The sequence below is a fragment of the Shewanella sp. OMA3-2 genome (genome assembly GCF_021513195.1).
Lineage (GTDB): Bacteria > Pseudomonadota > Gammaproteobacteria > Enterobacterales > Shewanellaceae > Shewanella.
On the sequence record NZ_CP090974.1, the window covers coordinates 3,843,490 to 3,865,963 of the forward strand.

Genomic DNA, 22,474 nt, shown 5'->3' on the forward strand with positions numbered 1-22,474 from the left:
TAAGTATGCCCTATAAACTATAGTAGCCAGGGCAACTTTAATTTAATCAAATCAATTTCAACATTAATATCACATTTCAAGAATATGACGATAAATTTCAATCACGATATCGGTTTTATTTTTGACCAATTGTTGATTAATTTGACTACCCATTTGTTGTAATGTGAGTTCATGATTATGATCTCGCAACCAACAATAGGTTTGAGTTAAGTGCTGCGCTTGCATCACGGGCATTAGATCTAAATCTGCCAACACCTCAAAAATACGCACATTGTCTGACCAGATAGTCAGTTCTTGATATTGATGAGCATATGCCAACACCATAAACTGGGCGATAAATTCGATATCAGCAATTCCGCCTTCACTTTGTTTCAAGTTAAACATACCTTCGCTAACCTGTAACAAGTGATCACGCATTTTAATCCGCATGTCCCGAACCGCTGTGGCCAGTTCATTCTTATCGCGCTGAATTTGCAATACTTGTGTCCGTAGTACACTGAAGCGATGGGCTAATTCATGGTCGCCAAATACAAATCGAGAACGTACTAAAGCTTGATGCTCCCATGTCCAGGCATCTTGCATTTGATATTCACCAAAGCGCTCAATCTCACTGACTAATAACCCTGAAGCGCCTGACGGACGTAAGCGCATATCAACTTCGTATAGTTCACCCGATGTGGTACGAGTGGCAAATAAATGAACAATACGCTGCGCTAATTTTAAATAAAAATGGCTGTTCTCAATCGGCCTATCGCCATCGGTCGTGCCTGCGGCTTTATTGCCGTGTAAAAAGACTAAATCTAAATCTGATCCATAACCCAGCTCTATACCGCCCAACTTACCGTAGCCAATGACTGCAAAGCCCATCTCATTTGGAGTAGTGCCTTGTGGCACACCATGGCGATCAGCGACTTGATGCCAAGCATGTAGCACAACTTGCTCAATAATAGCTTCAGCCAAATAGGTTAGATGATCGCTCACCTGCATGACAGGCAATACACCTGTCACATCTGCAGCAGCAATCTTTAACTGTTGCGACAGCTTAAACTGGCGCAACGCTTCCATTTGCTGTTCCATATCATCTTCTGGCACACGCAGTAGATATTGTCGCAGCTCGCTTGGGTAATCATCAATTGAAGTAATGTCATATAACTGAGCCGGATCGATCAGCTCATCTAACAACATTGGAAAATTGGCTAACTCTTTAGCAATCCAAGGGCTGGCACAACACAGGCTGACCAGTTGTTGGCGGGCACCTGGGTTTTCACATAACAATTCAAGATAAGTGGTGCGGGTTAATATTTTATCCAACACCTTAGATACCGGCTTAAATGCTAAGCTCGGCTTAGCTTGCGCCGTTAACTCTTCCAGCAACTTCGGCATTAAACGGTCAAGGGTTTCCCGCCCTCTTGGACCAATTGATCGCTTAGAGACTGTATTGCGCCAGTCACTGAGTAACGGCCATAATTCAGGGTCTTCAATTTGTTGTTCTTGCAATAAATTGTCAGCATGCTCATCTTGCTGAATATTCCAAAACAAACTTGTCCAATGATCACTATGTTCATGTGAATCACTGCCACCGACTGTGGCATTAAAATGACCATGAATTTTTGCCATCGCCGCTTCAATATGAGTACGTAAATCCGTTTCGTTAGTTAGCCCTATGCTGTAACATAAACGTTCCCAGTCCAAGGAGTTATTCGGTAACGTCTGGGTTTGTTTATCATCAATAGCTTGCAGCAGATTTTCAACTCTACGCAATAAAATATAAGCATGTTTTAATTCATCAACAGCTAAATATTCCAGTTGCCCTAAATTGTACAAAATATCAATCGCGCCGAATAAGCTTTGTTGGCGTAACGCTGGCTCACGGCCGCCGCGAATTAACTGAAAGCTTTGCACCACGAATTCCACTTCACGAATGCCACCCGCACCAAGTTTAATATTGTCGGTTAATTGACGACGACGGACTTCCTGGGCGATCATTTGTTTCATTTTTCGCAATGATTCAATCGCAGAAAAATCAATATAACGGCGATATACAAATGGACGTAATAAGTCGTGTAATTCATCACAATAAGCGGTCCATGGCCCTAGCACTCGGGCTTTTACCATAGCGTAACGCTCCCAGTCGCGCCCTTGTTCTTGGTAGTAATCTTCAAGGCCAGCAAAGCTGACCACTAAAGGACCACTTTCACCATAGGGACGCAGGCGCATATCGACTCGGAACACAAATCCATCGGCCGTCACTTGATCAAGCAGATTAACTAGTTTTTGTCCCATGCGTATAAAAAACTGCTGATTAGCAATCGCACGTCGGCCACCCACTGTTTCGCCATGCTCAGGAAAGGTAAATATTAAATCAATATCAGAGGAGAAATTGAGCTCTCGGCCACCTAACTTACCCATTCCAAGAATTAATAAAGGCTGCGGCTTACCTTCTGAATCAGTAGGTGTGCCCAATTGTTGGCAAGTATCAGTGTAAAGCCAGTCTCTAGCCGCGATAACCAATGCTTCAGCTAATGAAGATAAATCCACTAAGGAGTCTTCTAATTTGGCATAATTACCAAAGTCTCGCCACGCTAGTCGTACCATTTGTTTGTTGCGAAATTGACGTAATGCACTCTTCACTTGGTCTTCGGTGGTCAACCCAGCAAGAATTTGATCCAATTCCTTACCAAAATCGCTCCTAACCACTTCATTAAGCAAGCCGTTAAAAAGCTGCGGTATCCAGTCAGGGTTGCGACATAACTGCTCAGCAATATAATCACTAAGCCCTAATGTAGTGCGCAGCTCAGTTTGCTGACTATTTGTCAGCGTCGTCACCTCAGGCCAGCGGTCGACTAATCTTAACCAGTAACTTTCTGCCTTTTGCTGTATTTGTGCAGATAATACCTTGTTACTTTGAGATGGCATGGCGATAATTGTCCTTTAATCAAATTCTCTGTTAGACATAATATGTCAAGAATGTTATATCTTGAATCAGAAATTTTTATATATAGTCTCAACTCAAAACTCGCAGACGAATGACTTAGTTAATATGGCTTAAAATATAAACCGCCATCTTCAATATCTAGGTTATTTTGTTTTCAAAGGTTACTTTCTCGTCGATAGCGAGTCTATGAAGTCTGAATTTAGCACTGTTAACAGAATAAATAACGGTTTAAGTGCTTTTACTGTTCTGAGTTAAGGTTAATATAGTCAAGATACTATACCCTGTAGCATACGCACATTAAAAATTGCGCCCTATGCACATGAATTTTATAACACTTGGAGAAAACATGGCTGGCAAGTTTCCCCGTGTATTCACGTTTTTTATCATGATTTTTATTGGCCTAAATCTTACGGGCTGTGGTGATGATCGACCTGAGCAAATAGCAAAATATCAACAGTTGACCACGCAGCGTTTAGCGCAGCTAAAAAGCAGTCTTGAAACGGGTCAATTACGCAATGCAACCTTGTTGAAGCAATACAGTGAATTGCTCACCAAACAAAGTCCTGATCTGGCGCCGTTAATTAGTGAGCTGGCATTAGATGCCACCCCCAATGGACCTATGTATCAGTCTTTACTGCGCCGTAATGCCGACCTTGCGAGTCCAGGTAACTTTATCGATTTAGATCAGCAGCTTGCTGAAGCTGAAAATGTATATCAAGCGACTGATACCAGTTTATACAACGATATGTTGTCAGATCCTGTCAATGTGGTTGCCGATTTATCCAATGGTAAATTAGCGCGAGTTAATTCGATTAGCCGTGAAGCGGCCGCACTAGCAAATGGCAGTGAAGATTTTGGCCCTGGCAGCCAATTGGTGGGTAATCCGTCATATGGCAGCTGGCAAAGTAATTCCAGCGGCACTTCTTTTTGGGCTTGGTACGGCATGTATGCCATGTTTTCTAATGTCTTTCAACGCCCTATTCGTTATGACAATTGGTCAAGCCGTCGGGGCTATAGCTACTACAATGATGTCGGCCGTTATCGTTATACATCCCCCAAACAAGCTAGCTCGCAGGCTAAAACCTATGAACAAACCAAAAAAAGCTTCGCCCGCCAAGGTAAAAAGTTTGATAGCCCATACGCTAAACCTCGTACAGGATCGACTAGCTTATCTCGTCAAAGTGCAAGCGCCCCTAAAGCCAGCAGCACAACCCGTACAGCAAGCAATAAGTTTCGTTCAAACTATTCAAAAACGAGTAGTTTCCGTAATTCAAGTAGCCGCACCACTCGCGGCATTAGCCGTGGTAAATAGGTAGGACTGACAATGACATTTCTTCAACAATATGGCATCACAGAGCCACTACTGATTATTCTTGCGATTGACTTAACTATCGCAGTTATCTTACTCGCCTTAATGCGCTATTTGCAGGGCTGGTCAATTAAAGTCAATAGCACCCAAGAGCTCGCGGTGCGTGATAACTTTGCCTTTGGCATTAGCACTGCAGGAGCAATAGCGGCTTTAGGCATTGTGCTAACAGGCGCAATAACCGGAGAGGCGGCGATTTCATATACAACCGAAGCCATTGGCATGACCGCTTATGGTTTTTTCGGGTTAGTATTGATTAAGCTAGGGCGTTATCTACATGACAAAATTGCCTTAAATGAATTTAATAAAAGTGACGAAATACTTAACGGTAATGTCTCTGTTGCCATAGTGGACGCTGCGGCCGCGATAGCAACTGCCATTATTGTTCGTGCAGTATTAATGTGGGCAGAAGACATCACTATCGACACTTTTATTGCCATCTTCAGCGCATTTTTAGTGTCACAATTAATCTTAGTCATTTTGACTCGTTTACGTGAAAGCCGTTATGCCAAACGCAATCAAGACGCTTCAATGCAACAAGCTCTTAAACAAGGGCAAACCGCCCTTGCAATACGTCACAGCGGTTATATGATTGCGATGGCGCTAAGCTTTAATGCCGCAAGCCACTTTATTTTATATATCCCTACCGCTTACGTGAGTAACCTTATCGGCTGGTTAATTTTCTCTTTTGTGATGCTAGTGCTAATGAGTTTAGTTATCGCATTGGTTAAAAAATTAGTGCTTGCTGGGATTAATTTAGCCGAAGAAGTAGAGAAGCAACACAACATTGGCATTGCCGCTGTTGAAATGGCAATCAGCATTGCTGTTGCACTAATCTTAACGGCACTAATGGCTTAACAACTATGTCTGACACTTTGCTTGAAACAAAAAAACCTCAATCTACAGCGGAGGATTTCAAGCAAAGTGATGCAGCCTCTGCAACTTCCCCCCTGCATAAACGTATCACCTGGTTCGATGACGCCTTACTGCTAGGCATCATGGCACTTCTTGCGGGTTGTGGTTTAATCTATGAATACCTACTGTCGCATTATGCAGGGCGAATTTTAGGCGCGTTAGAAGCCGCTATTTACACCATGATAGGTTTGATGATTGTCTCCATGGGCGTTGGCGCATTTGCTGCGCGTAAAATAAAATGCGCCTTTACCGGTTTTGCCATATTAGAACTCACCGTCGCCTTATGCGGCTCATTTGCCATCATCATTACCGCAGCAGTGATTGGCTTTGGTCAACAACTGCCATTGGCTATTGCAAGTCACTTAGGTTTGCCACCAGATCAACTGCCAAACGGTGGCTTTATTGGCACTTTACAGGCACTGAGTGAATACCTTCCGTACGTTTGGGGGGTGATATTAGGGTTAATGATTGGTATGGAAATACCGCTAATCGCCAGAGTTAGGCAGTCACTCTCTGAAGCGCATTTATTGCATAATGCAGGCACTATTTATGGCGCTGATTATATTGGCGCAGGCGTGGGGGCAGCTATTTGGGTTGGCTTTATGTTGGCCATCGATATTCAACTTGCTGCGGCACTGACCGCAAGCGTTAACTTAATTGCAGGTTTAGTGTTTATTTGGCGTTTTTGGCACAATATCCGTCATGTAAAGCTACTGCTAATAGGCCATATCATTGCCAGTTTATGTATTGGTTTATTAGCCACTAAAGGACCGCAATGGGAGCAGCATTTTAATAATTTACTGTATAAAGACAACGTGGTGTACGCCAAAGCAACGCGGTTTCAACAGCTTACTTTTACCGAGCGGTTAAGGGGTAATGGATTAGCCCCTGTTTATAATTTGTATATCAATGGCCGGTTACAGTTTTCTAGCAGTGATGAGCATATTTATCATAACTTTTTGGTTCACCCAACCCTAGCGGCCAGTGCACGGCATGACAATGTGTTGATTATTGGTGGCGGCGATGGTCTAGGGTTAAAGCAAGTGCTTGCTTGGGAGCCCAAAAAAGTCACCTTAATCGATTTAGATAAAGACTTAGTCAGCTTATTTAAATCACCACCCGACGACATGCCAGTTTTTCTAAGTAAAGCGATGCGGGAATTAAATGGTGATAGTTTAAATGATCCTAGGTTGACACTAATTAATGATGATGCTTTTAACGGGGTAGATAGTTTAATTGCTCAAGGGCTACACTTTGATGCCATCATTGTTGACTTACCCGACCCTAGCCACCCCGATTTAAATAAACTTTATTCCGATTTATTTTATCGAAAACTGAATGAGTTACTCAGTGCTGATGGTATTGTCACAGTGCAATCAACCTCACCTTACCATGCCCCGAAAGCCTTTATTTCTATTGGTAAAACCTTAGCCTCGGCTGGCTTTAAGGTCGACCAATTTCATCATAATGTGCCCAGTTTTGGCGAATGGGGTTGGAGCATTGCCAGCAAACAAGGCTTATCACCCAAACATAGATTGGCGACACTTTCTCAACTGCCCATTCAAAACGACTGGTTAACCTTAGGCTTAGTAAACGGGGCGTTCGAATTTCCAGGCAATTACTATGCTGAACAACAAGATGTTAAAATCAATCATATTGGCTCATTACAGCTTTACCATTATCATTTAGCCGCATGGTCTGAAAACGAAGTGATGAATCTTTTTTAATGGACACGATAGCACTTGACATATTATGTCTTGATGCTATCTTTAACACAGACATAATATGTCATATAAGGACAAATATGAACATCCACACTATTGCTAACCACTTAAATGGTCTTTGTGACAAAAGCCGTACCGGTTTTCAATTTGATTGCTACCCAATTGACGGTGAAGTAGAAGTGCTTCAAGTCAACGTTGTTAGCCGAGAAGAAATTCCGGTTTTTGTCTCAGTGACAGACAATCAAATATTGTGTATCAGTTATTTATGGGGCGAAGATGAAGTCAATCAATCACGCCGCGCAGAAATGTTTGAGACCATGTTAGAGCTCAATATTCCAATGCCACTCTCTTCATTCGCAAAAATCGATGATAAATATGTGGTTTACGGTGCATTATCAGTCGAATCCAGTATGGAAGAGATTGAGCAAGAATTAGCAGTACTTTCAGACAACTGTTTGGAAGTGATCGATGAACTCTCAGAGTTTTTGAATTAAGGAGTCAATTATGGGCATTTTAAATAAAATCCTAACCGCATTTCGTGGCGGCGCAACTGAAGTAGGTCAAAGTATTGTTGACGCTAACTCAACCCGTATTTTTGAACAAGAAATTCGTGACGCAGAGAAACATTTAACGAACGCCAAGCGCGAGTTAACAGACGTTATGGCTAAAGAAATGCAGGCTAATCGTGAAGTTGACCGTTTAAAGCGCAGTATTGCAGAGCATGAAGGTTATGTTACTCAAGCACTTGATAAAGGTAATGAAGCTTTAGCAATTGACATTGCAGAAAAAATATCTCAGCTTGACCAGGAGTTATCTGAGCAACAAGCTGCCAATGATAGCTTTAGCTCACATGCGCTACGCCTTAAAGATTTGGTTAAGAAAACTGGACGCCAGTTGTCTGATTACCAACGTCAATTAAGCATGGTGAAAACCACTGAAAGCGTGCAAAAAGCTACAGCAACCATTACTGACTCATTCGCCTCAAGCAATTCAAAACTGCTTAATGCTAAAGATTCTTTAGAACGCATTAAAGCCCGTCAACAACAGTTTGATGATCGCCTAAAAGCGTCTGAAACATTAGCGGAAGAAAACAGCGACAAGTCATTACACGCCAAACTGGCCGAAGCTGGCATTGGTGAGCAAAAATCGAGTGCTAATGCTGTACTTGATCGTATTAAAGCACGTAAAGGCTAATTGACTATGGGATTTTTAAGCGGCCTATTTGGCAAAAAAGAAGCCCCTAAGCGCCAGCTTGACCATCCCAATAAGCTGCTCAAGGGTGATATGTTAACCCTTGATGACAGCTTTGCGTTGCCCGCGCAGTTGCGCGGACAACAATTAAAGGTTGAAGCTATTCACACTTACGAATATGAACGTTCGCAGCAATGTGAATATTTATTGCGTGGTCACAGTGGCAGCCCAATCTTTATGTCATATGTGGTGGAAGACGAAGCTTATTTAAGTTTTTCTATTAAAGTGAACCGCGAGACTGTAGATAAGCTATTTGACTTAGATGCTTTTGCTGAAATTTTTGAAGAACCAGGCAAAGCAACGCTAACGTTACAAACGCTATCAGCCGACACAGCTGAAGAGTTTGGTCAGTGGTTAAGCGACGATTATCATCAAGTAGAGTTTGCCGGTTTTGGTTATTTTCACCGTGAAGATTATCGCGGTCAAAAGCCTCCACAGGATGACAATGGTGCCCGTGGCGAAGCATTTGAAAGTTATGCATTAATTAATAACCAAGACACTCACGCGCTTGATATTGAAGTTTATGAAGGTGGTGATACTGAGGTGATGTTGACCTTGTACCGTCCGTTATCTGATATCCGCGAATACTGGCCTGCGAGCTAATCAAGGAGAGTCTACTCTATGAGTAAAGGTAAACCATTACCAGAGAAATGGTTAAATAATCAAAAAGCCGCAAAAGCCACTCAAGTGGCTTTTGATATTGATGAGCAATTCCAATACTCTATTCGTAAAGCTGCCCTAGATCGTGGCGTTAGTCCTTCAGATCAAATTCGCACCATTTTGGGTTTATCGGTATCTAAACGCCCTAAACGGCCTAGGCTGACGGTATCGCTAAGCGCTGATGATTATGTATTGTTAGCCGAAAAATATGCCTTACCGTCTGATGCTCAGCTTGAAATCAAGAAGCGAGTTTTAGATGATTTAGTCCATTTTATTGATAAAAAATAACAACTCATTGTTTTACCGATAATGAATAAATACTTAAAACGCGTTAGACTTTTGCCTAACGCGTTTTTTATTATGTCAAAAATGCCAAATAACTAATCCAAAATCCACTTTGACTAAACGGACTTTTTGATGATCAAATCTAAGCGATGGGCTACTAAAAATATTAACTCGCTCAACCCTTTTGATTTTGTGATGATGATTTTATCATTTTTTTCGGTGATCATTGTTTTAGCCTTAACCTTTGGCAAGCTCGATCCTGAGACCTATCGGGTTTTATTGTATATCGATGGCGGCATTTGTTTTGTTTTTATGAGCCGCTTTTTTTGGGGTTTGTTTAAAGCACGTAATAAAATTTACTACTGGCGACATCACTGGATTGATTTTGTCGCCAGCATTCCTGCCATAGAAGCATTAAGAATTGCTCGTGTATTTCAAATACTGCGGGTGATCAGACTGCTTCGTACCAGCCGTTCGATTTTTTTACCTTTGCTAAGACAAAAAAAGCAGGCCACCCTGGCAAGCTTACTATTGGCAATGGTACTGATTTTAGCTAATGCTTCAGTACTGATACTTATCGTTGAGTCGGGTGTTGAAGGGGCCAACATTCATACCGCTGAACAAGCTATTTGGTGGGCGTTAGTGACTATTTCAACCGTAGGTTATGGTGATTTTTATCCCGTAAGTACTTTAGGACATGTAATTGGTAGCGTAGTGATTATCAGTGGCGTGAGCTTTTTTGGGGTAATTTCAGGTTATATGGCTTCGGTTTTTGTTTCCCCAGATGAATCGTCTGAGCGTAATGAAGCACATCAAGAAGCGATTAAAAATGAATTAGAAAATGCATTATTACGTATGGAAGCAAACCAAACTAAGATGGAGCAAAATCAAATAGCTATGTTGAATGAAATCGCTAAGCTGAAAACCGATTTAAACAATAAGTAATCACTAAACCATAAGTACTTCATAAACCATGAACATCATCCTGCGATAATTCGGCAAATAAAGCTCAAGCATTCTTGCCTATATGGCTTATTTAAATTCGCAGAAATGTAGACATAAGTCTTTAATAAGCTTAAATGGCTGTCGCAATCATCTGCGACAGCCATTTTCAACGTTAGCTCTTTGATTAAAAGTGATAGTTACTCGCCCAGTAATTTTTGCCACCAAGATAATGATTCACCACAATTTGCTGCGGGTTTATAACTGACCTGATGGGCGGGTAAGTTAACCACGTTATGACACTTGGGTTGCATCGCTGCGCCATTGGTCTGGTCAAAGTAACCATTCACAATGCCGTTAACTGGTGACATACGTAAACTTAACGGTGGACGTTCGTGTAAAAATGCCTGATAAACCGCCATAGCACCACTACTGCCATATAAACCCGTTTTGCTATTATCATCCTGTCCGACCCAAATAGCGGCGACATTTCGTTCATCAAACCCCGCAAACCATGAATCTCGACTGTCGTTACTGGTGCCCGTTTTACCGGCTAACTTAACCCCTGGAAATGCAGCACCTAAGCGTTTCGCTGTTCCTTTTTGCACGACATTACTCATTGCATACTGGACTAAATAGTCAGTTGCGGGGTCAATAGCAATCTCATTGGCTAAACGGTTAACCTCAAGTGGGGTATTTTGACTGTCTAATACTGCAGTGATAGAGGTCAGTTTACGATAGCGTCCTTCATCAGCAATGGTCTGATAAACCTGCGCAACCATTAACGGCGAGCCATTCACCGCGCCTAATAACATGGAAGGATAATGCGGTATGGCCTCATTCCAACCTGCTTTTTGAATGGTTGCTGCTACGTTATCAACCCCAACCGCCAAACCCGCATTTACTGTTGGCACGTTCATCGAGTTGGTAAAGGCTTCTAATAGGGAGACTTCGCCACTGAATTTTTTGTCGACATTATTAGGTGACCACGTTTTACCTTGTTCATTTTTCAAGGTGAGTGGTTTGTCAGCTAAAGGGCTGGCTAAAGTAAACTTATCCGTTTGAGCTAACGCTGCGGCATACACGAACGGTTTAATTAAAGATCCAATCGGTCGGCGAATCTCTACCGCACGGTTAAACCCTTCGTAACTAGGTTGTTTATCTCCCACCATTGCAGCAATACCACCGGTGTATTTATCTGTTACTACCATGCCAACTTGAACATTTTTAGCACGTTTATCTAATGACTTTAACGTCGACACCACTGCTTTTTCAGCCGCATCTTGAGCCATAGGATCAAGTGTGGTGTATACCTTTATGCCTGACTGGCTTAATAAGCTGTCACCATAACGCTCTCGTAATTCATGAGTCACCACAGCAAAAAATGCCGGCAGTTTTTGATGGACTGATTTTTTGCCATCTCTTAATCCCAAGGGAGACTCTGCCGCCGCTTTATACTGCGCGACGGTCAACTTGTCATGTTCCATCAAAATACGTAACACTAAATCACGTCGTTCTTGAGCACGTGCCGGATATCGCCAGGGGTTGTAATAGGAAGGCCCTTTAATTACCGCTACGAGAAATGCTTGCTGTGCCACGGTCAACTCAGCTACAGGGCGACCAAAATAGAATTGTGAAGCCAAGCCTATCCCATGTACACCACGGGCTTTATCTTGCCCCATGTATACTTCATTTAAGTAAGCTTCAAGTATTTCATCTTTGCTGTAACGAAAATCAATAATAATCGCCATCAATGCTTCACGCGCTTTACGAATAAGTGAACGCTCACTGCTTAAAAAGAAATTTTTAGCCAATTGCTGAGTTAACGTCGAGCCACCTTGTACGGTACGACCCGCGGTAATGTTGACCAGCGCAGCGCGGGCAATGGCTAATGGGTTAACCCCATGATGTTCATAAAAGCTGCGGTCTTCCACCAGCAATAATGAGTCAACCACCAATGTAGGCATTTCCGGCGTCGGCACAAATAAGCGGTCTTCGCCATCGCTGGCAATGATACGATCTAATAAAACTGGCTCTAAATGAAACACTGCCAATTCACGCATATCACTCATTCGCTTAACGGAATTCACCCCTAAGCTATCGAAACTTATCATTACACGTTGTTCAGCTTGATTTCCCTCTGGATGTAAAAAGGGTCTACGCCATAACTCTATCCGCGTGCTCGATGCCGAAAACTCACCGACTTGACGTGGATTGGATACTTTTCGGTAACCCAGCAATTTAAGCTCAGCCATCAATTGTGGATGATTAATCGCAGCACCAGGATAAAGCGCCATAGAACGACTGAAGACTTGTGCAGGTAAATGCCACTTCTGGCCTTCAAATTTTTGGCCAATAATTTGATCAAGATAGATGGCATAAAAGGTCACAAATGCAATACCTACCAGTGACAGTTTCCACGCTAATGAAAATAGACTCCGCAACCTGCCTTTGTTGTGATTGTGGGTCGACTTCGTTGTTGATGTCTTTGTTGCTTTATTTTTTGCCATGTTGCTCTACAAGGTTATTAATGAGATAAAAAGTGCTTCAATGGCTTATAAGCCTGGTGTTTTCTTTTTGGTAAATTTGGTTGCCCTGGTATTAGCTGGGTCATCTGGCCATAAATGTTTAGGGTATCTACCGCGCATTTCTTTTTTCACTTCAACATAAGGCCCTTGCCAAAAACTGGCTAAATCGGCTGTTGTGGCAAGCGGCCTATGTGCGGGGGACAATAATTCCATGGTTACGGTCAATTTACCATTAAATAATATCGGGCTTTGGTCCATGCCGAGTGCTTCTTGCAGCCTAACGCTCAGTAAAGCTCTTAATTGTTGCTGCTCAAAATACACCTGACCATATTCATCCATAGGCAGCTGATATCGAATAGGCGCATACGTTCCTGTAGACATCAGCCAGCTAGTGGGCGCTAAACGGTTTAAAGCTTGCTGTTGCTCCCACGTAAGGTGATTGATTAACAGCTTGCCACAATCTAACTTGGCCAACTGAGCTAAGCTGCGTACATCGGTTAAGTAAGGCATCAACCACTGAGTTGCACTGGCTATTAAACCGGCATCGGTATAATCAGGCCAAGTATGTTTAGCTGACAAATCGGCTAACAAGTGCGCGGCCATTATCACTCTTAATTGCAATTGCTTTACGCTTTCATCGATATTTAAAACGGTTAGGCCTTTTTGTTGCACCAATGCCATTAACGCATCTCGAATATCGGCTGAACTGATACTGGTGTCTGCCACAGATTTAAGCACAATACTGCCTAACTGTGTTTGGATTTGAGCAAAGAAACGTCCTTTAGCTTCATCCCAACCGCTCACCCTTTGCTGAGTCACTAGGTGCGCAAGTTCATCATTTAATAAACGCTCATCTAACGCACAAGCTAGATACACTCTACCTGCATTTCTGCCCTGAGTTTCTTGAAAATCAGCGACAACTAACCACTGCGCATGAACAAGTGGATCTTGAGGATCAAGGGTAACACCTGTGCCATTACTTAATACAAAACCTAATTGACCACGCGCTTTACCTATTCGGTCTGGATACGCTAACCCCAACAGGTGGGCAATATCATAATCACTCGCTAGGCTCACAGCCTGTTTCATATCGCCTTGTAGTGACAACTTCTTTTGCCACTGTTTAGCTTGTTGGCCTATTTGTCCCTGACAAGCTATCGATAAATAACAACTAATATCTGCGCCTTTTGCGGGCAAACCTCTCGCTTCTATAATACCAGCAATTAAACAGGCTAATAATGCAAATTCAGGTGTACCGTTAAGTTGTGCTAATTTTTTGGCGCCAAGTAACATATGCGCAAGACGCGGATGACAACCTAATTGATATGCCTCTTGACCTAATGCAGTCATTTTATGTTCGCTATCCACCAGCTCAAGCTGCTGTAATAACTGCCAAGCCAATTGCTCATTCACTTTAGGTGCTGGGGTTAATAAGGCCAAATCGCTAAATTGCTTTACGCCCCAACAGGCACAATCTAGGGCTACACTGGTCAGTTCAGACAACATGATTTCTGGCAATGTTGCCTTTAATAAACGCCCCTGTTCTTCTTGGCTCCACAATCTTACAGCGACTCCTGGCGACAAACGCCCTGCTCGGCCACTTCGTTGCACAGCAGAGGCTTGGCTGATGCGAGTTAAACTCAGCCGTGACACACCGGTTTTAGGATTAAAATTAGCACTACGTTGATAGCCACTGTCGACCACCATAGTAATACCTTCAATCGTTAAACTGGACTCGGCAACATTAGTAGCAAGTACCACTTTACGAAGGCCTTTGGGGGCTATTTGAATCGCTTTATCTTGCTCAGAGGCTGTTAAGTCACCGTATAAAGGACATAATAAAATATCTTGCCCCAGCTTAGACTGTAATAAATTCGCTAAGCGATTTATTTCGCCCTTGCCAGGCAGAAAAGCCAGTAAAGATGCGTCTTGTTGACTATTGTCAGCCTTAGACTCGACCATTAACTCAGCAATAACGTTAGCCATATGACTCAGCCAGTCTGGAGCAGAGCCGACAGGAGAGTATCGAACATCAACAGGAAAGCTTCTTCCTTCGCTATATATAACCTGTGCATCAGGCATTAATATTTGCAATGGCAGCGCTTCTAAGGTTGCTGACATAGCTAGAATAATGAGATCTTCACGCAGTGATGCTTGCACTTCTAACGCTAAAGCTAAGCCAATATCGGTTGGCAAATGGCGCTCATGAATTTCATCAAAAATAATCATATCAATGCCATTTAACTCAGGATCATCTTGAATCATCCGCGTTAAAATACCTTCGGTTACCACTTCGAGCTGAGTATTCGCGCTAACTTGACTGTCACCTCGCACTCGATAACCCACTTGCTGGCCAAGGGGTTGGTTTAGCTGCTGCGCAATAAAGCGCGCCACATTACGTGTTGCCACTCGACGTGGCTCCAGCATTAAAATTTTGCCCCTAATGTTACCCGATTGAAGTAAAGCCAAAGGCAATGCAGTTGATTTACCAGCCCCTGTAGGTGCTTGTAGTATGATTTGATTACAGGTAGCAACTGCATGCAAAATATCAGGCAATACCGCGGTGATGGGAACATTTAAAACAGCAGGGTTCATGTAGGTTACATCAGCCATTTGGCTAGTTGAGGTCAAATAATTTACCAAGGCGCTGATTATTTTATGGCGCAAGGAAGATACGTTTTATGCTTTAATAATTGTCTATTAATTGATAGTCTCATCAATTAATTAGTCGTTATCAGTATTGTCATATCACGTCATTTTACGTGCCTTACGCGCTATTGCAAACCCGCAAACAATTAAATATCGTCAATCATATTTTCAAGTTGACGAACCGCTAACCAAGGCACGCGAATACCCGACTTAAGGTTAGATAATGGGCAAGGTTTATTAATCGCATACCCCTGAGCATAATCGACCCCAAGCGCTTTAATTTTCAAACCAATTTCAGCCGTTTCAACAAACTCTGCAATGACTTCAAAATTCATATCTTCACCCAGTTGGCAAATCGCTGATACGATCGCTTTATCTCTGCGATCAGTGCAAACATTTACCACAAACTGCCCATCAATTTTAACAAAGTCTACATCCAAGGTTTTTAAGTAAGCAAAGCTTGAAAAACCTGAACCAAAATCATCCAATGCTAATTTACACCCTAATGGGCGCAGTAAATCAATTAATGCTGTTGCCTGTGTTAACTGGCTAACCGCAGCGGTTTCAGTTATTTCAAAACACAGTTTATCGACCAATTCAGGCTCAACCATTAAGCGCATCTCAAGCCAGCTCATGAACTTTTTATCGGCCAATGACATGGCCGATAAGTTAACTGAGACCATAGACAACTCTCGCCAAATGTCGAGATTATCACTGCCCCATTTAAGCAAATTATCAACCACCCAACGATCGACTCTTGATGCTAAGTTGTAGCGCTCTGCCGCAGGCAAGAAAATAGCCGGAGAAACAAAGCTGCCATCCTCTAGCACCATGCGCAGTAAAATTTCCATATGTAAGCCCACATCATTATGATTAAGGGGCTCAATTAACTGATAAAACAACTCAAACTGATTAAGTGCTAAAGCGCCGGTAATGTCGACAGAGGCAATCATTTGAGTATAAAGAATATGCACTTGTGGATCGTCTGAGCTAAAATAATGCCAACGGTTTCGACCTTCTTCTTTAGCAAGACGACAGGCTGCATCAGCTTGACTCATGACTTCATAAATGTCTTTGGCTTGAGGATCAAATGTTGCTATGCCAATACTCATGCTGACATTATGCTTCACTTTTTTCCACTTAAACTCATGCTCACAAAGCTGTTGGCATATTCGCTTAGCGACTTGTTGAGAAGACTCTTTATCTGAGTGATACATTAAAATACCAAACTCATCACCGCCTAATCTGGCAACCACATCGCCCTTTCGTACCAACTGCTTAAGACGCTTAGAGACTTGCAGTAATAATTCATCACCTGCCTGATGACCGCTTAAATCATTAACAACTTGAAATTGATCTAAATCCAAAAAGGCAACACAAGCGGGAATAGCTTCGTCGCTGGCAAGCAACTCATCCAATATACCTTCAAATTGCACCCGATTAGGTAACCCAGTTAACGCATCGTGATTTGAGTGAAATGTCAGTTCGTCAGCTAAACGGTAACGCTCGGTAACATCCTCAACCATTAATAAAAGTTGTTTCTGTGAATTTAATGCGTGGCAAAAACTCATTTTATACCAATGGGTTGATATGCCCAATTTTAGCGGCACCTCACACCAAGCTTGTCGAAGCACACCTTGCCTGACAATATGTAATGTATCTTGTAATAACGCATGATCATCATGTCGAAGACCATCAAATAAGCTCTGGCCGACCTCAAACTTCAACATGTTTTGCGATACTTCATTTTGCAGTACCACTAAATTGTTAACATCAATTAATGCACAAGCCATTGGCAAATGACTGAATAGCTCTTGGTATTGTTTTTCTTTATTAACTAATAAAACGGATAATCGTTTTAGTTCAAAAGCGGTCGCTAAATGAAAGCAGTGCTCATCTAATACAGATTGCCAAAAACTTTCACAGCTTTGTGATTGAGACTCAATGGTTACAGTGGCTTGGTGTAATGACATCGCAATAAGCACCACACTGACATTACCAACGCTGGCAGCTGAAGTTATTTCTAAATGTGATATGGCTAAGTTTGCATCAAGCGACTGTGCAAAAAATTGACAAATGAATTGCTCTTGCTCAGTCGTTGCTGAAGAGTATTGCTGATGAATATGTAATGGTTTTGATAAATTGAGTACCAGATCCATTAAGTCTTTATTTTTTTCAATTGCTTGGGTCAATAAGCTTTGCAATGGGAAGTGCTTAGTAAAATGACTAGCAACCTTATTTATTGAAGTATCGACGATATCAAGACTTGGGGAAAATGTATTATTGCTGTGGCTACTTTTAATAGCGAACACGATATCGCAACTAAGCTGTTTGCATATCCGCGCTAGCACGCTATCAATCATTAACATTGACGTTGGGCTATCCATTTCTAAAGACTCATAGGTCAAAGCCTGTTTCAATAAATTCTGGGTGCTTTCAGCCATTAATCAACTCAATAATAAAGTTAGCGAGATATATTCTTTACAGCCAGTGTTCAGAGACGACTAGACCTATTGGACACATATCATTCATATACTGTCCGTATAAACACAATGTCATCTTCCTTGACTGTCTAAATTGTTTTGAGCTATGTGGATTGGTGCATTTAACATACTTTCCATATAGCTTCACCATGAATTACATGGTCAACATTAACCATAGTCGAAAACCTTGTTTTCGTCAGTACCGAGCTAGGCTAATTACTCTGTTTCTAAAGACGGCGAGATAAATGATGAAATCAAGTCACCCAATAACTGCACAAAGATTATTTATTGGCTTTTGCGTCAAAAAAACAGACGCGCGTCAATTTTTTGATATACAGCAAAAGCTTATACCACACATTAATACAGAAGCTTCTCCTGTAATACAATCAAATATGCATATTACTTTAGCTTTTCTTGGCCAAGTGAATCATTCGTGTACACCAAGGTTATTGGATGCTCTAGACAAGCTAATTAAACCTGTATTTCATCTAAAGTTAGACAAACTCTGCCTATGGACTCAGCCGAGCATAATATGTGTTCAAGGCATTGCCGACGATATACTGCTAACCATGGCAGACGCCGCCCAGCAAATTTGTCTGCGACTAGATCTTCATCAAAGCCAATGGTGTTATCAACCACATGTCACCTTATTTAAAAAAGCCAGCAGACGAGATGATTCACCACAACCATTAATCAGTCTGGATGATAAGTTACCCATTACCATCTCACCAACAAATTTACACTTATATCAATCAGTGAAAACCAAACAAGGTGAGCAATATAACATATTGCACAGTTGGCCATTACAAAACGATTGTCAGCGATAAAAAAAGCCATCTTGCGATGGCTTGACTCAATAAGCAGACTTTTATACTTAACAGTCATTAATGGGCGGTATTAGTGAAAGCTATTCTCGCTTCAATATTTCTGCCACAGTCAGTACACCATGGGTTGTGGCGCCTGCGCTAAATAACCCTGTAGCAGATGACTCAAACGCCGCGGCCAAATCAATATGAAGCCAGTTTGCCTCAGGTGTGACAAAACGCCATAGGAAACCTGCTGCGTTTGATGCTCCACCAGCGCCACCACCTTTAACCGGACGGCTATTGGCTGTATCTGCATAAGCAGATGGACAAGTGTCACGATGCCAAGGATCTAACGGTAATGGCCACACATTCTCACCCACCGCGGCTGCGCATTGTTGCGCCATTTTAATGGTTTCTGTTTGCGGTGAGAATATCGCGTTATATTCGTTGCTTACTGCCATAACCGCCGCGCCAGTTAAGGTTGCTGCATCGATAATTAATTTAGCACCTGACTCTGAAGCAGCCTGTAAACCATCAGCTAATACCAAACGCCCTTCGGCATCAGTATTAACTATTTCTACTGTGGTGCCATTTTTATAGGTTAAAATATCGCCTAATTTAAAGGCACGGCCACTGACAAGGTTTTCTGCACAGCATAAATATAATTTCACGCGTTTGTTCAAACCAGATTTAATCGCTAAACCTAAAGCTGCCGTCACGGTGGCCGCGCCACCCATATCGCACTTCATCGCCAACATGCCAACCGACGATTTTAAGCTATAACCGCCTGAGTCGAATGTGATGCCTTTACCCACAAGCGCAACATCAACAGGCGCATCAGCCGCAAGCGGATTAAAATCGAGTTCTAATAATGCCGGAGGGCGTTCACTGCCACGACCCACAGCATGAATACCCACCCACTTTTTAGCTAACAACTCTTGGCCTTCAATAATATTAAAGGTCACTGTATCGCCACCAATGTCTTTTAACCAATTAGCCGCTTGGGTAGCCAGTGACACAGGTGAAAGGTCTTCTGGAGTATCGTTAATTAACTTACGGGCAAACGTAGCGGCCTGCGCACGATGTGTTAGTGTTTGCTGCTGTTGCTCATCACCACACCAAAGCACTTCATAACCAGGTTTAGCAGTAGCAAAGCCTTGGGCGAAAACCCACTGCAAATCAACAGTCCATAACTCACCTTGTAGCTGAACTTGGTTAATGCCCTGATTGCGAATTTTACGGGCAGCCATTTGCACTTGGCGAAGCGGTGCGTTACCACTTAAATGAATAAAGCTACTCTGGCCTTCAAAAGTGACATCGGACTTGCCCCAATGAGATGCGGGAGCTTCTTGAGTTAAAATGACAGTCATAAATTGCATAATAAATTCCTTGTTTGCAGCATTTTCGCGGTACGTCACCGTTGAATAATAATGTATTCAATCGAATAACGAAATTAGTAATAGTATATCAGCTGTCACATTCTTTTATCTAATGGTGTATGGTTGCCATTATTTGTCGCTAAATGAGTTTATATGGACTTTACCCCCCACTACAACATGGCCGACTGATTAAACGCTATAAGCGGTTTCTGACCGATATCATGTTAGATGATGGCAGCGAAATCACTATTCATTGTCCTAATACAGGTTCAATGAAAAACTGCTTATACCCTGGCCAAAGTGTGTGGTTCTCTGAATCCGACAACCCAAAACGGAAATACCCTCACACCTTTGAAATTATGCAATCGGATCAAAATCATTTAATCGGTATTAACAGTGCAAGAGCAAATGCCCTTGCCGAGGAAGCGATCAATAATGGCATTATTACTGAGCTAACTGGCTACTCCACTTTACAGCGTGAAGTAAAATACGGTGAAGAAAGCAGCCGCATCGACATTCTTTTAACGCGCAAAGACCAACCTAAGTGCTATATTGAAATTAAGAGTTGTACCTTGTTAGAGCAAGGTGAAGGTTATTTTCCTGATGCCGTTACTACGCGGGGACAAAAGCATCTAAGAGAATTAATCCAAATGGTACAACAAGGTCATCGTGCAGTATTATTGTTTGTGGTGCAGCACAGTGGAATATCAACAGTGAAACCCGCCGCACATATCGATCCTCACTACGCAGACTTATTCAACCAAGCAATTAACCAAGGCGTTGAAGTACTGGCATATCAAACCCTATTGTCACCCCAAGCCAGTAGAATAATCGGTCCGTGCAAGGTGATGGTATAAATTAAATAAAAAGATTTATACCGGAAAAAATTTGCCACGCTATACAGATTCTGGTATAGATAGCGCCGTAAAAAATAAGCCGCAATTAAACGCAAACGATTACAGGAGATGCGTTATGCCTGAAGGCACTAAGAAACTTGGCGTACTCGCTATCGCAGGTGTAGATCCTTACCAGGAAAAAGCTGGTGAAGAGTATATGAATCCCACGCAACGTCGTCACTTTAAAGTGATCCTCGAAGCATGGCGTAACCAATTGCGTGAAGAAGTTGACCGTACTCTGACTCATATGCAAGATGAAGCTGCAAATTTTCCTGATCCTGTTGACCGCGCAGCTCAAGAAGAAGAGTTCAGTTTAGAGCTTCGTGCTCGTGATAGAGAACGTAAGTTAATCAAGAAAATTGAGAAAACATTACAATTAATCGAAGAAGACGATTTTGGTTATTGTTTCTCATGTGGTATCGAAATTGGTATCCGCAGACTTGAAGCAAGACCTACCGCTGATCAATGTATTGACTGCAAAACATTAGCAGAAATCAAAGAAAAGCAAATGGCTGGTTAAATACGTTGAGGGCGAGATTATTCTCGCCCTTTCTATTTAATGTGTCCTCACTTCAAAACGGCTTAAGATATGTCATATATCGGACGCTTTGCGCCATCGCCATCAGGCTCCCTTCATTTTGGATCATTAATTGCCGCACTCGGTAGCTATTTGCGTGCCCACAGTTTACATGGCCAATGGTTAGTCAGAATGGAAGATATCGACCCTCCTCGGGAAGTTCACGGTGCCAGTGATGACATACTGCGGACACTTGATGCCTATGGTCTACATTGGCACGGCTCAGTGTTATATCAAAGCCAGCGCACGCAAGTTTATCAAAGTACTATTGAGCAACTTTTAGCGCAAAACCAAGCCTACTACTGCCAATGTTCCCGTAAAATGATTCAAACCATGGGAGGCGTTTACGACAGCCGCTGCGGTTTAGCCAATATTAAAACAACACACTTTTCAGGTGCTATCCGTATTCGTAATAGCGCGAAAGTCAGTTTTTTTGAGGATATTAATCGCGGCCGCATCAGTGTTGAAAGTGGTTTTGCAGGTGAAGACTTCATTATTAAACGTAGCGATGGCCTATTTGCATACCAACTTGCGGTGGTTATTGATGATGCTTTTCAGGGGATCACTGAAGTCGTTAGAGGCAGTGACCTATTACACGCCAGTTGTCGACAAGTCAGTTTATTCAACCTATTAAATCTCCCCTCGCCCAATTGGTTACACCTGCCATTGGCTTGTGCAAAACCAGGATTTAAATTGTCCAAGCAAAACCATGCACCAGCGATCAATATCCAAGCTCCACAGCAAAGCCTAAATGCCGCCCTAGACTTTTTGGGTCAGGCTAAAGTTGATATCGACCATGTAGATAAAATGCTCGCGCAAGCAGTAGCGCAGTTTTCCTTAGCCAGTGTGCCAAAACACAGTGAGATTATCTTAGCAAAACCAGCGGCTGCAATCGATTAGCACCAAATACCAGTTGGAAATTTCTCAACATCACTTATCACACAGTTATCTACTCATTCGCGCACAATTGGTATATCATACCCGCCAGATTTTTAATCAATTAATTTAGCTTCATCGAGGTGTATTATTTTTCGCCGTATTAGTCAGTTCTGCAAAAATTTATTTGACAATAATAAAG

Annotated in this window: 17 protein-coding genes; 12 read left to right on the forward strand and 5 right to left on the reverse strand. The window is 42.3% G+C overall.

The features are described 5' to 3' along the window. Positions 1-69: 69 nt before the first annotated feature. Positions 70-2,916, reverse strand: a complete 2,847-nt coding sequence (glnE, locus tag L0B17_RS16955; RefSeq protein ID WP_235086446.1) for a bifunctional [glutamate--ammonia ligase]-adenylyl-L-tyrosine phosphorylase/[glutamate--ammonia-ligase] adenylyltransferase — start codon at positions 2,914-2,916, stop codon at positions 70-72. Positions 2,917-3,281: 365 nt separating this feature from the next. On the opposite strand from glnE, the gene L0B17_RS16960 reads away from it, so the two are divergent. The 8 genes from L0B17_RS16960 to L0B17_RS16995 all read left to right on the forward strand — a co-directional run bounded on the left by L0B17_RS16960 (position 3,282) and on the right by L0B17_RS16995 (position 10,081). Then, positions 3,282-4,247: a hypothetical protein gene (locus L0B17_RS16960; protein WP_235086448.1), complete on the forward strand. Its 966-nt coding sequence runs from the start codon at positions 3,282-3,284 to the stop codon at positions 4,245-4,247. Between the two features lie 12 nt (positions 4,248-4,259). Continuing rightward, positions 4,260-5,159, forward strand: coding sequence for a DUF350 domain-containing protein (locus L0B17_RS16965; protein WP_235086450.1), 900 nt, complete (start codon positions 4,260-4,262; stop codon positions 5,157-5,159). Positions 5,160-5,164: 5 nt separating this feature from the next. After that, the gene (locus L0B17_RS16970) at positions 5,165-6,943 is read left to right on the forward strand and encodes a polyamine aminopropyltransferase (protein ID WP_235086452.1); all 1,779 of its coding nucleotides are present in this window, start codon (positions 5,165-5,167) and stop codon (positions 6,941-6,943) included. Positions 6,944-7,020: 77 nt separating this feature from the next. Further along, entirely contained in the window at positions 7,021-7,434 is a 414-nt protein-coding gene (locus L0B17_RS16975) for a YjfI family protein (protein WP_235086454.1), read from the forward strand. A 10-nt stretch (positions 7,435-7,444) separates the two neighbouring features. Next, complete coding sequence (locus tag L0B17_RS16980; protein WP_235086456.1) at positions 7,445-8,134, forward strand: PspA/IM30 family protein; 690 nt, start codon at positions 7,445-7,447, stop codon at positions 8,132-8,134. Between the two features lie 6 nt (positions 8,135-8,140). Then, positions 8,141-8,794 carry a hypothetical protein gene (locus L0B17_RS16985; RefSeq protein WP_235086457.1) on the forward strand — a complete coding sequence of 218 codons (654 nt, stop codon included), beginning with the start codon at positions 8,141-8,143 and terminating at the stop codon, positions 8,792-8,794. An 18-nt stretch (positions 8,795-8,812) separates the two neighbouring features. Continuing rightward, positions 8,813-9,139, forward strand: coding sequence for a hypothetical protein (locus L0B17_RS16990; protein ID WP_226411137.1), 327 nt, complete (start codon positions 8,813-8,815; stop codon positions 9,137-9,139). A 129-nt stretch (positions 9,140-9,268) separates the two neighbouring features. Beyond that, positions 9,269-10,081 carry an ion transporter gene (locus L0B17_RS16995; protein ID WP_235086459.1) on the forward strand — a complete coding sequence of 271 codons (813 nt, stop codon included), beginning with the start codon at positions 9,269-9,271 and terminating at the stop codon, positions 10,079-10,081. Positions 10,082-10,278: 197 nt separating this feature from the next. Here the strand turns inward: L0B17_RS16995 and mrcB are convergent, their stop codons facing one another. The 3 genes from mrcB to L0B17_RS17010 form a co-directional block, all read right to left on the reverse strand. Continuing rightward, on the reverse strand, positions 10,279-12,588 hold the full coding sequence (gene mrcB / locus L0B17_RS17000) for a penicillin-binding protein 1B (RefSeq protein ID WP_235086460.1): 2,310 nt from the start codon (positions 12,586-12,588) through the stop codon (positions 10,279-10,281). Positions 12,589-12,633: 45 nt separating this feature from the next. Next, positions 12,634-15,219, reverse strand: a complete 2,586-nt coding sequence (hrpB, locus tag L0B17_RS17005; RefSeq protein ID WP_235089903.1) for an ATP-dependent helicase HrpB — start codon at positions 15,217-15,219, stop codon at positions 12,634-12,636. Between the two features lie 182 nt (positions 15,220-15,401). Then, positions 15,402-17,699 (reverse strand): putative bifunctional diguanylate cyclase/phosphodiesterase, encoded by a 2,298-nt coding sequence (locus L0B17_RS17010; protein WP_235086462.1) that lies wholly within the window; start codon positions 17,697-17,699, stop codon positions 15,402-15,404. 284 nt (positions 17,700-17,983) lie between these two features. Here L0B17_RS17010 and thpR point away from each other — a divergent pair, with 284 nt between their 5' ends. Continuing rightward, a complete protein-coding gene (gene thpR, locus L0B17_RS17015; protein ID WP_235086464.1) occupies positions 17,984-18,565 on the forward strand; it encodes an RNA 2',3'-cyclic phosphodiesterase in 582 nt (193 codons plus the stop codon). 80 nt (positions 18,566-18,645) lie between these two features. On the opposite strand, the gene pepB is transcribed toward thpR, so the two are convergent. Continuing rightward, a complete protein-coding gene (gene pepB, locus L0B17_RS17020) occupies positions 18,646-19,923 on the reverse strand; it encodes an aminopeptidase PepB (protein ID WP_235086465.1) in 1,278 nt (425 codons plus the stop codon). Positions 19,924-20,066: 143 nt separating this feature from the next. Between pepB and sfsA the strand changes: the two genes are divergently transcribed. The 3 genes from sfsA (at position 20,067) to gluQRS (ending at position 22,296) form a co-directional block, all read left to right on the forward strand. Continuing rightward, positions 20,067-20,780 carry a DNA/RNA nuclease SfsA gene (gene sfsA, locus L0B17_RS17025; RefSeq protein ID WP_235086467.1) on the forward strand — a complete coding sequence of 238 codons (714 nt, stop codon included), beginning with the start codon at positions 20,067-20,069 and terminating at the stop codon, positions 20,778-20,780. A 115-nt stretch (positions 20,781-20,895) separates the two neighbouring features. Next, a complete protein-coding gene (gene dksA / locus L0B17_RS17030) occupies positions 20,896-21,339 on the forward strand; it encodes an RNA polymerase-binding protein DksA (protein WP_226411155.1) in 444 nt (147 codons plus the stop codon). Between the two features lie 69 nt (positions 21,340-21,408). Then, a complete protein-coding gene (gluQRS, locus tag L0B17_RS17035; RefSeq protein WP_235086469.1) occupies positions 21,409-22,296 on the forward strand; it encodes a tRNA glutamyl-Q(34) synthetase GluQRS in 888 nt (295 codons plus the stop codon). Positions 22,297-22,474 lie beyond the last annotated feature (178 nt).